The 14,614-nt window shown below is 54.1% G+C and carries 10 protein-coding genes; 9 read left to right on the top strand and 1 reads right to left on the bottom strand.

What is annotated here, in order from left to right; translation table 11 throughout:
- Positions 1-187 precede the first annotated feature (187 nt).
- The 8 genes from D3D01_RS22160 to D3D01_RS22125 all read left to right on the top strand — a co-directional run bounded on the left by D3D01_RS22160 (position 188) and on the right by D3D01_RS22125 (position 13,172).
- Positions 188-1,864 carry a transposase gene (locus D3D01_RS22160; RefSeq protein WP_121513808.1) on the top strand — a complete coding sequence of 559 codons (1,677 nt, stop codon included), beginning with the start codon at positions 188-190 and terminating at the stop codon, positions 1,862-1,864.
- A gap of 426 nt (positions 1,865-2,290) precedes the next feature.
- Entirely contained in the window at positions 2,291-3,583 is a 1,293-nt protein-coding gene (locus tag D3D01_RS22155; protein WP_121513810.1) for a site-specific integrase, read from the top strand.
- Between the two features lie 459 nt (positions 3,584-4,042).
- Positions 4,043-4,954 carry a ParA family protein gene (locus D3D01_RS22150; RefSeq protein WP_121513807.1) on the top strand — a complete coding sequence of 304 codons (912 nt, stop codon included), beginning with the start codon at positions 4,043-4,045 and terminating at the stop codon, positions 4,952-4,954.
- Between the two features lie 14 nt (positions 4,955-4,968).
- Complete coding sequence (locus tag D3D01_RS22145; RefSeq protein WP_199725583.1) at positions 4,969-5,412, top strand: hypothetical protein; 444 nt, start codon at positions 4,969-4,971, stop codon at positions 5,410-5,412.
- Positions 5,413-5,547: 135 nt separating this feature from the next.
- Positions 5,548-6,735, top strand: a complete 1,188-nt coding sequence (locus D3D01_RS22140; RefSeq protein ID WP_121513805.1) for a DUF6361 family protein — start codon at positions 5,548-5,550, stop codon at positions 6,733-6,735.
- Entirely contained in the window at positions 6,736-8,604 is a 1,869-nt protein-coding gene (locus D3D01_RS22135; RefSeq protein ID WP_121513804.1) for a phospholipase D family protein, read from the top strand.
- Positions 8,597-11,809: a helicase-related protein gene (locus tag D3D01_RS22130; RefSeq protein ID WP_121513803.1), complete on the top strand. Its 3,213-nt coding sequence runs from the start codon at positions 8,597-8,599 to the stop codon at positions 11,807-11,809. Before D3D01_RS22135 ends, D3D01_RS22130 begins: the two co-directional genes overlap by 8 nt.
- A gap of 334 nt (positions 11,810-12,143) precedes the next feature.
- Entirely contained in the window at positions 12,144-13,172 is a 1,029-nt protein-coding gene (locus D3D01_RS22125) for a Cdc6/Cdc18 family protein (RefSeq protein WP_121513802.1), read from the top strand.
- A gap of 18 nt (positions 13,173-13,190) precedes the next feature.
- Here the strand turns inward: D3D01_RS22125 and D3D01_RS22120 are convergent, their stop codons facing one another.
- The gene (locus tag D3D01_RS22120; RefSeq protein ID WP_121513809.1) at positions 13,191-13,877 is read right to left on the bottom strand and encodes an SOS response-associated peptidase; all 687 of its coding nucleotides are present in this window, start codon (positions 13,875-13,877) and stop codon (positions 13,191-13,193) included.
- Positions 13,878-14,059: 182 nt separating this feature from the next.
- Here D3D01_RS22120 and D3D01_RS25125 point away from each other — a divergent pair, with 182 nt between their 5' ends.
- Positions 14,060-14,530 carry a metallophosphoesterase gene (locus D3D01_RS25125; RefSeq protein WP_394343416.1) on the top strand — a complete coding sequence of 157 codons (471 nt, stop codon included), beginning with the start codon at positions 14,060-14,062 and terminating at the stop codon, positions 14,528-14,530.
- Positions 14,531-14,614 lie beyond the last annotated feature (84 nt).

The raw sequence follows: 14,614 nt of genomic DNA, 5'->3' as shown, positions 1-14,614 counted from the left end.
AGAGACGAGTTTCAGCGGTATGTCGAGGACTGTCTGCTCTCTGCGTAGCCTTTCACAGTTGCGTTTCGCTACGCGATTACTGCCACCGTCAACCGTCATGCCGCCACCGGGCATTGACTGGTAGTTCTCTTCGGGTTCTATTACCAGTCAGACGAATTTTTGGGCGTGTCGTTGGCAGCATCTCTTAGTGGTTGCGAGCTGTGATTCTCAACGCAGTGTCTTTCGACGAATCGCCCAGCAGTCATACGCTGAATGGCCAGCGTATGATTCGACGCCACTCTATGACCGGAGTTCTCTCGCCGGCCTCGAAGAAGACATCTGGACCGTTGCGTCCACATGGTTCGACCACGAGGCTCACGACTCCGTTGACGAGTTCGTGTCTCACTACCCAGTAGCGTATGTCGAGTTTGAGCCACATGACCGGTATTCTGGAGCTACTCAGTACGAGATGGCCCAACTGTTCCGACTGTTTCTACTCAAAGAACTTCACGGCTGGACCCACGAAACGGCACTCCTCACGTATCTCCCTCACCATCCTGACCTCCGTGAACAACTGGGCATGGAAACAGTCCCAGACCAGTCGACGCTGTGGCGCAGCTGGGATAATCGGTTCACTACAGAGCTTCGCGAGACAATTGAGGCAGCTGCGCGGACGATTCTGATCAAAGCTCAAGACGCGGACGTTGCTGTTCCACGCGAGCCAGAACGAAACTTTCCATCACGGGATAACGTAGCGGATAAATCATACCCAGACGATCAAGCTATCCTCAATGAAGCCGGATCGATCACGGACCATATCAGTCACGTCGTTTTCCCGGCATTCTCACTGAATCGCGACAATGGCTGTGAAATCCACGAGAACGCTTACTGGGACTTACAAACGTATCTCGGATTTCGTGAGGGGCTGGCTGCTAACGAAGGTGCCCGCAGTTTCGTCTATGAGTCGAGACGGGATCGGACACCGTTGGGCCACGCCCATCGCGAGCACATCCGCGACTTATCGATTGAACAGATTCGGGAGATGTATCGGCAGGCTGTGACTCGACTGTTAGGGGAAGCAGCGGAGACGGAGGAGTTCTTCCGAGCAGGGATTGTTGCTATCGATATTACTGAAGCAGACCCGTTCACAGGCGACAGAACCGGACACGAAGATGAGATTATTGGGACAAAAGAAAAGACCGATGAGTACGCGTATCAGTGGGCGACGGTCCAGTTAGTCGGCAATGCCGTCCCAATTGTGTTAGATGCACGCCCGGTTCGGAAAGGCGAGACTCGCAAGGAGATTGTCGAGGATCTACTTGACTCTGCCGAGGATCTCGTTCACGTCGATAACGTATTGATGGACCGGGAGTTCGACAGTCAGCATATTCTAGAGATGCTCAGCCAACGTGGACTGTCGTATGTAGTCCCGAAGCGGATGCAAACCAGCGAGAAAGCGCAGGCCAAACGGTTGCTCCAGCGGGGTCAAGACCGATACGAAACCGACCGCAACCTCCATCTCGGGAAGAACGAGTGGCACGAGACGATGCTGATCTACCGCCGGAAGGAGGACTCCGAATATGATGATCACCGGCAATACTCGGTGTTCATGTCCAATCGCGGTAGTAGCTTCCTCACTGAATACGGCTATCGCTGGGAGATCGAGAGTGGCTACAGGTCGATTAAGCGATTCATGGCCGCAACGACATCGAAGGATTTCGGGTTACGGTTCTTTTATTTCGCGTTCGCGTGTCTCCTGTACTCGATTTGGCGAGCGGTGGACCTGCTGGTACAAGTTGAGTTGACCGACGACTACGAGCATTCGCCAATTGTGACGGCCGATAACACGCTGACGCTGTTGAAGAAGGAAACCGGAATCGGATAGAGAGAGGTTTTACCCGTGTTAGCGTAGCGTCTGAGTGGCAATGCTGTCGGAAGTCGCCGAAATTCGCGCATGCCGTTGGAAGTTCAATAGGAATAGCCGTTTGGAGAGCAATCTGAGCCAATTCCCGATCACTGAAACGGCCGAAACCACGCATCATAGGCCCGCTAAACCCGCTGTAGTCTCAACTTCCCACGACTACACTATTCGTATAGCAACATAGGATTTATACGATGTCGGATAGTTTCAGCATCTATTTTCGGTGTTCACACAGACTTCAACAGTCTGTTTGTCCCCAAAACCTATATCCTATTTGTGAGAAACTCGCTACCAGCCAAATATGCCGGGCTTAGAATTGGAAACCGACTCAGCGAGGCGTCTATCCCTGATTCCTAACCTCGAACAGCGGACACCGTGGAGGATAGCACTGTGAACGACGTAACGACACCAGGGAGTGACCGAGACTGGGAGGACGTCGACGACGTCTCGTGGACCCTCCTCGATCTCGACGAACTCGTCGACGCGTACTGGGCTATCGTCGCCCCGGTGATGGAGACAGACGGGCTCGATCCAAAACAAGAGAAACCGACACACGGCTGGCTTCGCGACCACGGCTTTCGGCCGCTCCTCTATGCCCTACGGGAGTATCATGACAGGACCTTCGCAGAGTTTTGGCGCGAGGACCTCGAGCTCGACGCCGTAGAATCGGGCTACGACTGGGCAACCGACCACGAACGGACGATCGAGGCACTCGAGTCCTTCCTCACGTCACGGCGAGAGCGCAAGGGCCTTGCAGACTCGTCAATCGATACCCTCCGCTACCGATTGAATCGCTATGTTGCCGCCTACTGCGAGGAAAATGACACCGATGACCTCGTGACCCCCGTCGCTCGGGATAGTGATATCCCAGACTACAAAGCAGTCGATGCGTGTTGGGCAGCGTTCGACCGCCTGCACGCGGATCTCGACGGTGGGCAAACCAAACGCCGGATTCATCTCGCGGTTTCGAACTGGTATGCGCATCTGGTGCGTCGGAAATGGGCTGCGGTGAACCCCGCTAACGGCCTCGACGACGAGTTCGACTGGTCGAACGGTAATGACGATGACACGGATACACCATGTCTCGCCACCGAGCACGTGCGCGCACTCTACAAGGCGGCAGACGACCAGGAGGACCGCCTTCTGGTACTCGCCCTGTGTGCATGGGGTCTTCGTCCGAATGAGGTGGCTAGCCTACGAGCGCGTCAATTCGTCCTTGACGTATCTACCGACGAAATTCCGTATATTACGTTCGAGGAGCGGAAGAACGGGCCCGGCGAGGTGTCACTCCTCTACGGTAAAGAGGTGCTCGAGAACCGCCTCGCAACGTTTGCTGATCACGATGACTGGAGCGGGCACCTGTTTCCATCACCACACACCTCAGGCGGCTCGATTTCCCGATGGACAGTCTGGAACCGTTTCACACAACTCGCTGACCGAGCGGGCCTTCCTGACGAGATCGGGGGTGTGTCACCCTCGCCAAAGATGGGTCGACGCTTCTGGTATGACGCCTATTCCTCGTCACTCGACGTCGTCCTCGGAAGCCTCGATGAGATTGCGGCCGAACAAGGAAGTGCGAGTGCCGACGTCGTATTGCAGAATTATCTCTCAGATTCGCGGGCCCGGAAGCTTCGTCGAGAGTATATGCGGGACCAGCTAGCTGCCGCCTTCGGGGAGGAGTGACTGCGCCAGAGTGATCTCATCCGTGTCTGTTATCCGGTGAACGGTTGAGGACATAGCTCAGTGAATCACAGAGTCAGTGAATCAGTGAATCAAAGAGTTATTGAGTGATTGATTTTAGGATTCAGTGAATAATAGAGGAGCGCTGAGAATATGTGAAGCACTAAATCAATGAATCAGTGAATCAAAGAGATGGAGATTCAATGAATCACCTACCACGAGAAGTACAGAGTCACTGATTCAGTAACTGCCAGTAGCAAGCTCCAATCCCCGAGGAATCAACAATCGAGGATTCCAGAATGCGTTGGCTCAATGAATCAGTGATTCTTTGACTTTTCACCAAGTACAACGCCATAAGCGCCTTTTAGCGGTTTATACCGCGGAATACAGCACTTTACCATTCCCAGAGCGGGATTAGATGTCTGACGTGGATTTATGAGTCATTGAATCAATGATCGTACTATGACCGAGTCACCTCGTGGCTGGGGCGTCACACCATCGACTGGCATTCCCACGATCGCCTTCGGCAATCAGAAGGGCGGGACTGGCAAAACAACGGCGACGATAAACAGTGCAGCGGCACTGGCCTCGCGAGAACACGATGTCCTCGCGATCGATATGGATCCACAGGCCGATATGACGAAAGGCCTGGGACTCGGCCCGGGCGACGACAACGATCCATCAAGCCCGAAGAACGACCTTCCAAATACGCTCGCTACGGATGATGCAAATCTTCTCGACGTCCTCGTCGACAATCCGCGCACGGACGACACGACTCTTTCAGAAATTATGATCCACAGCGACGATTACGAACACCTGAATTTCGATCTCGTACCGAGCCACAAGGACATGGGGCTTGCCCGGGATTGGATGGACGACGCAGGCGCTCGTCTCTCGTTGAAAGTTGCTCTCGAAGAGTTGGTCGACGACGGCTACGACTACGATTTTATTTTGATCGACTGCCCCCCTGATCTCTCGGTCCTGACGGATGCAGCGTTCATCGCGGCGCAAAACGTGTTCCTGGCTGCGCAAACCCAAGCGACATCCCGGGATGCTCTAGACGATCTCTGGGATCAGCTGGAATCCATCGAGGACAACCAACAGATCGAGATTGCGATCGTGGGACTGCTGGCAAACATGTATAGAGACGATGGGCAGTCACAGAAGTTCCTGGAGGCATTTGACGAGTCATATGCGTCACTAGCGCCGATCTTCAAGCTTCCAATGCGGGTGGCGATACAGCGCGCGTGGGACAGCGGCTGCGATATTTTCGAATGGGAGGACGCGAACGACCAGCAAGTCGAGCGCGACCTCTTCCTGGAGGTTGCTGAGACGATGGAACGGGCGTTCGACAAAACGCAGGTGGAGGTGTAACTATGCCCCGAGGAATGGACGAGCGATTTGAGGACCCATCAGAGGAAGCAGAAGACGAAGAAGTCGCGGACGACGACAACGAGACGGCAGAGGCGACGTCGGAAACAGAGAGACAAGACCGCGAACCTGCAGCCGCCACAGAAGAGCAATCAGGTCAGGAGAAGAGTGCTGGCTCGGCGGATACTAAGTCTCCCACTGAGGAGGCAACAGAAACGGATGATGAACCATTGAACATCCGGGAGGACTGGGACTCCGCCACGATATACGTCGAACCGGAACAGAGCGAGGATATCGAGGTCACATTCACGCGGCTGAAAAAACAGTTGAAGCGGGAGGACGTCACGCTCGAGAAGAACAAGCATTTCTACCGAGGGATTTTCGAGGTAGCGTTTGGCGAGCACCGCGAAGAGACGAAGGAAAAGATACGAGAATTAGCACAGAAGGACATCGATCGATGAATCACTGATTCTTGGATTCGAAGATAGTGATTCGACAGTACAACGACAGAACTCGCAGGGTTGAAACGCTTGATAACAAATGAGAATCCGAGGTAGCCCAATCGTTATTGTGGAGGCAACAGAGGTTGCCTATTAATGTCGTCTTTCTCGTGGCTTTCGTATTCCGAAGCGGAACGGGAGCGAACACGTGATCTCATCTCACAATTCTCGGAACGGGACACGCGTGATGAACTCGGGATCGGTCGTATCAGGGATGCATTCGCGGACTTACTCTTCCCAGGTACGACGACGATCCAAACCCGAGTAAAGTACTTCCTTTTTGTACCGTGGATGTACCGAGCCCTCGAGAAGAAACAGGTCTCATCGACGAATATTGAGTCGAAAGCACGCCAATACGAGGTCCAAGTTATCGAGGCGTTGTTGAAAGAAGATGATCCAGAAGGTGTCATCGGCCGGTATTCCAAGGCAGATCTGCAACGCTTCCCAAGCAACATCTACTGGGCTGGCCTCGGTACGTGGAACATTCGACGTTTCAACGGTTCGCAGAACGAGTACCACGACTCCCTAGATGTCTACTACCAGATACAGCAAGAGCAAGAAGATCGAGTAGGAGAAAAACCACATCCGAATTGGGATCCTGTACTCCCAGATCCGCCTGATGAGTTCCCAGAGACGGCTAGCTTTGCTCTCCGTAAACGGGACGCAAAGTACCTTCGAGACCGAATCCTCCAAGCGATCCCGGATTCGATGCTAGCGGATCTCCTGCACGAATCTGAGCTCGGCGGGACGCCAGACTACCCCTGGGAATACCCCAATCAAAGTCATCTCTCAGACGAAGTGAAGGAACGCCTCCACCATGCACGGAATTTCTCGGAGATTATGCACGGCGCCACTCTCCTCTACAATCTTATGCTTGCGAGGAAAGCCGCAGACGAGGATCTAGTTGAAGAATATTCGACGAAGTTTGAGAAATGGAGTCAGAGAATCGGCAGCCGGCAAACCGAGTTCCGAAATTGGGATCTGAATCGGTTTTGGGAAATCGTCACCGAAGCAAGTGCGAATACGCCAGTACGGATGCAGCGTTTCGTCGAGCGATGGATCGAAGTTGCATCAAATTCTCCAGAGAAACTCGCTAATGATGACGCTGCATTACAGCTTATTGAGAGACGGGAGCGGCGGCTCAAGGGCGGCCGCGCCCGTCTAAGCAACCAATCCGCCTTGGAGCAATGGAGTGGAGAGGCGGGCACCGGGAAACTCGCTTATCGCTGGGACACAGCGAAGATTCATCTCGAAGATATCTTCGCAGGATTGGAGGGAGAATAGATGCTCGAACCACAGGATCGGGAGCTCTTACACGAGTCACTCAAACCACCTGCCGGCTATGACCTTGACTACGCGCTTGGTGCCACCTATTCAGTGGATTTATCCGCCCTACTTGCCGTTCCACTCGCGTTCACTCGACACCAGCACCAAGACCTTGATCAAGAGGAACAGGATCCAGTAGCAACTCTCGATGCCCTCCGACGGAACTCGAATCGGATGACCCTCTTCTGTCAGAGCGGTCGGATTCACACACCAAGCCAGCAAAACAAATTGTTCCAGTTGCTCGAGGATGTCGTTGTCGAGGCGAACGCACTGAGCGACCACGGTGCGTTTCATCCCAAAACGTGGGTACTTCGGTATACAGGAACAAACGAACAGGTTCACTATCGTTTCCTCTGTCTCAGTCGGAACCTGACGTATGCTCGCTCGTGGGACACTGTGCTCCGTCTGGACGGAGAATTTCGGGAAGACCGTCAACTAGCCTATGCGCGGAACCATCCACTTGGGGATTTCATTGAGACCCTTCCAGAAATGGCGGCGAGGGATCTAGATACTGACCGACAGGCTAAGATCGAGACGATTCAAGATGAACTCCGGCGTGTCGACTTTTCTCCACCGGATGATTTCGAAGAGGTTGATTTCCACCCATTTGGGATTGGCAATAGAACTCAATGGCCGTTCCCCGACCGGGAAACGGATCTAATGGTGGTATCACCGTTTCTCTCGAAATCGCTCCTCAACCAGTTCGATCCTGGGTCACGTAATACCACCCTCATCTCGCGGTGGGAAGAACTGGATACGCTCGCGGAGGACACTCTCGACCCGTGGGATGAAATCTATACACTAGACACTGCCGCCGAACTCAACCCCGACAGCGATCCAATTGAGATGCCGGATGGGGAAGAGGAGATCAGTGATGAAGACACACTCAAGAGCCTACATGCGAAGCTGTTCATAGTAGATGATGGGTGGGACGCACGCGTCTATACCGGATCCGCAAACGCTACTGGTGCAGCGTTCCATCAGAACGTCGAATTCTTAGTCGAATTGAAAGGCAAGAAGCGCTTGTGTGGAACCGATGTCTTTCTGGGTGATGAAGACGATGACGTCTCAATCCGGGATCTTCTGGTTCCTTACCATCGAGACGAACCCTCCGAAAAAGACACGGTAGCCGAGAGACTGGATGATGCGCACCATGACATCCGGCAGGCCATCAGTGGCCTCGAACTTCGTGCACAGATCGAGGAGACACCCCGTGAGGATGTCTATCGACTCCGACTCGAAGGGGACGATATTCCCGATACACTACCCCACGAACCCACTATCGAAATTCGACCGATAACACTTGAGCAACGGGCGGCTGAACCCCTTGCGATGGACGCAGAGGAGATAGCTACATTTGACGTCTCGTATGAATCCATCACATCCTTCATCGCAATTCGGGTGACTGTCGAAATAGAAGGCGAGAGCAGATCGGAAAGCTTCGTTCTAAATGTTCCACTAAATAACGCACCAACAGACCGATCTCAACGCCTTCTTCGGTCGATTATTCGCGACAAAGAGCGGTTTCTACGGTTCCTTGCCCTACTTTTAGGTGAGGTCGATGCGGGCTTTGGTCATCAGGTCTCGCAGATGGAGTGGGAAGAGTGGGACAGTGGTCACAGTGTCGACGCTGGAAACCGATTCCCACTGTTGGAGCAACTTCTACGCGTGCTACACGAAAATCCTGAACAACTGGCGCGTATCCAAGAACTCATCACGGATTTGGGGGAAGGCGACGATGTCGAGCAAGTACTTCCTGAGGGATTCGATCGGGTCTTCGATCCGATTTGGGCGGTGCTTAATGAGGAGGTAACCGACAATGACTGATGAGCAACGACCGGATGTGTCGGCAGTTCTAGAGCCGCTGAAAGAGTTCCAAGAACAGACAGCGCGATATGTCTTCGACCGGTTGTATACCGACGAGGAGTACGCTAGACGGTTCCTCGTGGCTGACGAAGTTGGGCTGGGGAAGACATTGGTTGCCCGAGCGGTCATTGCGCAGGCTATCGATCACCTTTGGGATGATCGCGATCGGATCGACATCGTCTATCTATGCTCAAATGGGAGTATCGCTCGGCAGAACCTGGATCGTCTCGTTCTTGATGAAGATCAAGAACACGCCTTCACCTCTCGAATCACGCTTCTACCGAAAACCGCGCATTCATTCGACGAAAACAAAGTGAACTACATTTCGTTCACACCAGGAACCTCCCTCGATCTCAAATCGTCCATGGGACGGAAAGAGGAGCGAGTGCTGCTCTATTATCTGCTCAAAGAACCATGGAATCTGACAGGCAAAGCGCCTTTGAACGTTCTACAAGGTCGCGCTGGAGTCGATGGCTTCAGACCGATGGTAGATAATTTCGATGCTACAATCGACGAGGACCTAGCCGAGTCATTCATCGCTGCGCTTGACGAACGGCCGGAGCTCGAGCGCGAATTCAAAGAGCTCTGCGAACACTATCCGCGGTACAATAGCAGAGTTTCTGATTCAGTACAAGCCCGTCGCCGAGAGGTTCTAGGTGAAATCAGGAGTGTCCTTGCTTCAGTCTGTGTCCAGGCTCTTAGCCCCGATTTAATCATCCTCGATGAGTTCCAGCGGTTCCGGGATGTACTGGATGGGGAAACCGATGAAGGTGAGCTGGCCCGCGAGCTATTCTCCTACTCGGACACTCATACAGAATCGCGAGTGATGCTCCTCTCGGCCACTCCGTACAAGATGTACACGATGGCCCACGAAGGTGATGAGGATCACTTAGCTGACTTCGTCAGGACGCTCAACTTCCTCACAGAAGATGAGACCGCCGAGGAGATCCGTGATCTGCTAGATCGATACCGTCGAGAGCTCTACCAAGTCCACGAATCAGGGACAGATGAGTTACGAGACCTGAAAAACGAGATCGAAACAGAGCTGGGTCGGGTAATGGCTCGAACGGAGCGTCTGGCAGCGTCGTCAGATCGCAACGGGATGCTGGATCCCGTTGACTACCCCAGTATGGGTCTCCAACCCGACGAGGTTCAAGCCTATCTTCAACTCCGGGATGTTGCCGACCTGCTTGATGCACCGCGAGTCATGAACTACTGGAAATCTGCCCCGTATCTCTTGAATTTCATGAATAACTACTCTCTGAAGGAGAAATTTAGAGATCGGATGGAATCTGATGAGGAGCCATTATTAGCGACTGCGCTCTCGAACAGCGATCAGTTGAACCTCTCAGGTGATCAAATCGAACGCTACGATCCGGTTCAATTTCGGAATCCCACACTTCGCGCTCTGGTTGAGGAGTATCTCGACACTGGAATCTGGCAATTGCTCTGGTTACCTCCGTCTCTTCCGTACTATGAGGCAGGGGGACCATACGCTGAGTCTGACGTACAAGACGCCACAAAACGTCTCGTCTTTTCCTCTTGGAGAGTCGTCCCGAAATCAGTCTCGGCGCTGGTGAGTTACGAGGTTGAGCGCCGGATTATCCAGAACTTCGACACAGACGCATTATACTCGAAAGGACGAAATAACCGGGGCTACCTCCTTGATATCTCGAAATCCGATGGACGACTTACCGGGATGCCTTTGTTCTCAATGCTCTATCCGAGTCCAACCTTAGCGGAAGTCGGAGACCCCGCTGAAATAGAAGATCGTATCGAGGGTAATGAGCTACCAAGTCAAGGGCAGGTTCGAGCTGAGGTCCGGGATGCTATCGAATCACGTCTGAAGCCGATAATCGAACAACGAGCCGGCGATGAAAGCGATGTTGCGGGTATTCAACCCTACGACGAGGCTTGGTATTGGGCGTCGCCCCTGTTACTTGATATCGAAAATCCAGAGGTCTCCGTTACAGACTGGCTCAATCAGTCGGATCTTTCCTCGAAGTGGCAGGGAGAAGAAACAGATAATGGATCAGCAAGTGAATTCGAAAACTGGCAAGCTCATCTTCAACGCTTCCGGCAAGTTGCCGATGGTGATTACACATTCGGGCCTCCACCGGATGACCTCGTCGAAGTACTGACGGATATTGCTCTAGGATCGCCAGCAACGGCTACCCTCAAGGCATTAGATCGAATTATTGATTCTCCATCAACTATCGATTCATCAGCGACGCTCACAGGGGCAGCTCAAGTCGGCTGGGCCTTCCGATCAGTATTCAATCTCCCCGAAACCACGGCTCTCGTTCGTGGGATCTACCCAGCTGAACCGTACTGGCAACGTGTCCTCGAGTACTGTCAGGATGGGAACCTCCAGGCAGTCCTTGATGAATGGATCCATATGCTGGATGATTTCGGCCTAGCTGATGCTCCCCCGACGACGGTCGTCGAAACAATAACCGGACAGATGACTGAGTCTCTCAGTCTTCGAACCGCGTCGGCGAAAATGGACGACATCACGGTTCAGGAACATAATATCGAGCTCGACGAGCGACGTATCCGATGTCATTTCGGGCTGCAGTTCGGACGAAGCGAGGACTTTGATACAGACGCTGCAATCCGAGCTGACCAGGTCAGGACTGCGTTCAACTCACCGTTCTGGCCATTCGTTTTAACCACAACATCTGTGGGGCAGGAGGGGCTTGATTTCCATCCGTACTGCCACGCCGTACTCCATTGGAACCTTCCACCAAACCCAGTCGATCTCGAACAGCGAGAAGGTCGTGTACATCGGTACAAGGGCCATGCTGTTCGGAAGAATGTCGCCGACGTCTATGGCTCGCAGGCATCTTCGGGAGACGGAGATATCTGGTCCACAATGTTTCAAAAAGCCGCCGACGATGCCGGTGCGAACTCAGATCTAGTTCCTTATTGGATCTTCCCGGACGATAATTCGGACGCGGCCAAAATCGAACGGCATGCGCCAGTTCTCCCAGTCAGCAAAGAAGAACAACAGCTGGCTGAACTCAAAGAATCCCTAGCAGTATATCGGATGGCATTTGGTCAACCCCGACAGGATGACCTTGTCGAGTACCTCCTACAACACCTGTCCGAAGATGAAATCGAAACAGTGCTAGCGGATCTTCAGATTGATCTCTCTCCGGTCTAAGTTCGTGGAATAAGCGATTGCGAACCATGGAACAGTTTGAGAGAGAAACCGGACTGCCAGGACCGAGCGGAGGTACATATGTACCATATCTGGGCTAAATACGATTCCGAAGACTGGCAGATTCCAAGCGTAGCGCGGTCACAACCGTAGCAACTGACCGATATTAATTTTGGAGTGGATTCCGGAAGTTTCCGGAAACACCAGATTTCCTCAAACCGATATCGCACGACGGAACGCCACATAACACGTAGATTGGGGATGTAATTAGTCTGTTTCCGGAAACAACCCGGTCAGGCTTTTATGATCTGGCCGAAAATCTGTCTATCAAATTCATATGATCCGCGATGCTCGCGTTCTCCGCGCCGGGTTCGTCCCTCGGGAAGTTGAGCATCGCGACGCCGAAGTCAACCACCTCTCTAGCGTCCTCGAGCCCATCACGAACGGTGAACCAGCCGACACGGCTATCGTCACCGGACCCAGCGGCGCCGGCAAGACGTGCATCTCACAATTCGTCACCGAACGCCTACGTGAGGAGGTGCTCGACGTCGAGGCCACCTACGTCAACTGCTGGCGTAACTACACCCGATTTCGGACGCTCTACCAGATCCTCGACGACCTCGGCGCTACTATCGACATCCACCGCCAGTCGACGCCCCACGACGAACTCGTCGACCGCCTCCAGCAGCATGACGGCCCGCGGACCGTCGTCATCCTCGACGAGGTCGACCAATTGGAGGACCCCAGCGTCATTTACGACCTCCACAGCCTCCCGCAGTTCGCGATCATCTGCATCGCGAACAAGGAAGAGGAGCTGTTCAGCCGCGTCGACGACCGCCTCGTGAGCCGGCTGCGCTCCAGCGAACACGTCCGGATGGACAAGTACCACGACGAGCAGCTGTACGACATCCTGAGTGCTCGGGCAAAGTGGGGGCTCAACGAGGACGTCATCACCGACGACCAGCTCTACCGGATCGCCGACGCGGCCGCCGGCGACGCCCGCCTCGCAATCGGCATCCTTCGAACGGCCGCCGGCAAGGCCGACCGCGAGAACCACGAGCGCATCACCGACGGCATTCTCCTAGACGCCGCCGAGGATGCTCGGGCCCAGATCAAGCAGAAGAGCCTCGACTCGCTCACGCCGCACCAGCGCGTCGTCTACGACATCGTTCGCGAGCACGGCCCAGTCGGGCCGAGCGAGATTCACGAGCGCTATACCGAGGACGTCGATGATCCGCGGACGAAGCGGACTATCCGCACGTACCTCTCGAAAATGGAGCAGTACAACCTCCTCGAGGCGGAAGGAACGAGTCGGGACCGAGAGTACTCGCTCGTCGATTCAGCGGCGGCGTCGCCGATGCAGTAACGGTGACCCCGTCAGCTATCAGGAACTGAACTCGCCGAGGCCCGATTGCTCGTGGTCCAGTGGCTCGATGACCTGGGGATCGTCGTTGCCGGGGTTGTTGACCCGCGTCGAAATCTCGTAGGCGTCCAGATCGTCCTTCGGGTACGGCTGGCACAGTTCCTTGCGGGTGTCCGGGTCTGCGGCGAGCCAGTCGGACTCAGCGTCCTTCGGGAGGACGACCGGCATCCGGTCGTGGATTGAGTTCATCAGGTCGTTCGGCTCTGTCGTGAGAATCGTGACGCACGAGATCGTCTCGTCGTCGCCCTCCCAGACGTCCCAGAGCCCGGCCATCGCGAATACGGGGTCGTCCTCCCGGTAAATCCGGTAGGGCTGCTTCGATCCGCCGTTCGGCGATTTCCATTCGTAGAACCCTGACGAGGGGACAAGGCAGGGACGTGATTCCCACGCCCGCTCGAAGACGCGTTTCTCGTCGGCAGTCTCGGAGCGAGCGTTGATGATGCCCTCCTCGGGTTCGTCCGCCCAGAACGGAATCAGCCCCCAGTGGTAGGCGTCAATCTCGTCGGGATCCTCGTTCGTGATGATGTGGAGGTCGTCGCCAGGCGCGATGTTGTATCGAGGTGTGTACCCGCCGTCCGCGACGACCTCGGCATCGAAGCGGGCCTCAAGGTCTGCTTGGTCGATGAAGAGCGAGTTCCGGCCACACATACCGAAGAGTTCGGAGGATAGCATCTTCAACGTAATCGCATAGGAATCCCACTATTAACCAACAGATTGCCCCGATGAGCCTGAGTTGTTGGTTAACGACAACGGGGCGGAAAAACTCCTAATGCCAAACGGTACACCTAAACAAACGAAAGAAGAGGCCACACTAACTACGCTCAACCAAAATGACTCACATTCTCGCTGTATCTGACTGGCGCTCTCAACCTATTGACGATCTCTACACCATTCTCGAAACTGTAGAACCTACACCAGATCTACTACTGTATGCTGGCGACGACCTTTCACGTTTCAAAAACGCCGATACTGACACAGATCATCTGGCAGAACTTGCTCGCCTCACGAGGCATCAACAATCGCTCTATGTCCGAGGAAACGACGACTTCCCTCCGTCAACCGGTCCGCAATTCGATTCGGAATTTACCACCGACCTCCACAGGACACCATACATCTACGAGGATTTCGTGTTTATGGGCCAGGAAGGATCAACCCAGGGACCGGGTCTCATCACCTACACCGAGGACGACGTCCAGCGACACCTTTCCGAACACCGCACCGCTTGTGAAGACAGAACTCCGATTCTTGTCACTCACACCATCCGTTCTAGTTTAGTGGAGAATTCTGTCGCTGTCTGCTGATTAGATATCGTCGCAACTACCCGGTTGAGGAACCCGGTGGGAAGTGTGTACTCTCCACCGGACTCGGTAGTTGTTGACCGAATT

The organism is Haloarcula sp. Atlit-7R, assembly GCF_003666065.1.
Classification (GTDB): domain Archaea; phylum Halobacteriota; class Halobacteria; order Halobacteriales; family Haloarculaceae; genus Haloarcula; species Haloarcula taiwanensis.
The sequence above is the reverse complement of the archived record's forward strand: the minus strand, read 5'-3'. Positions and strand labels throughout refer to the sequence as shown.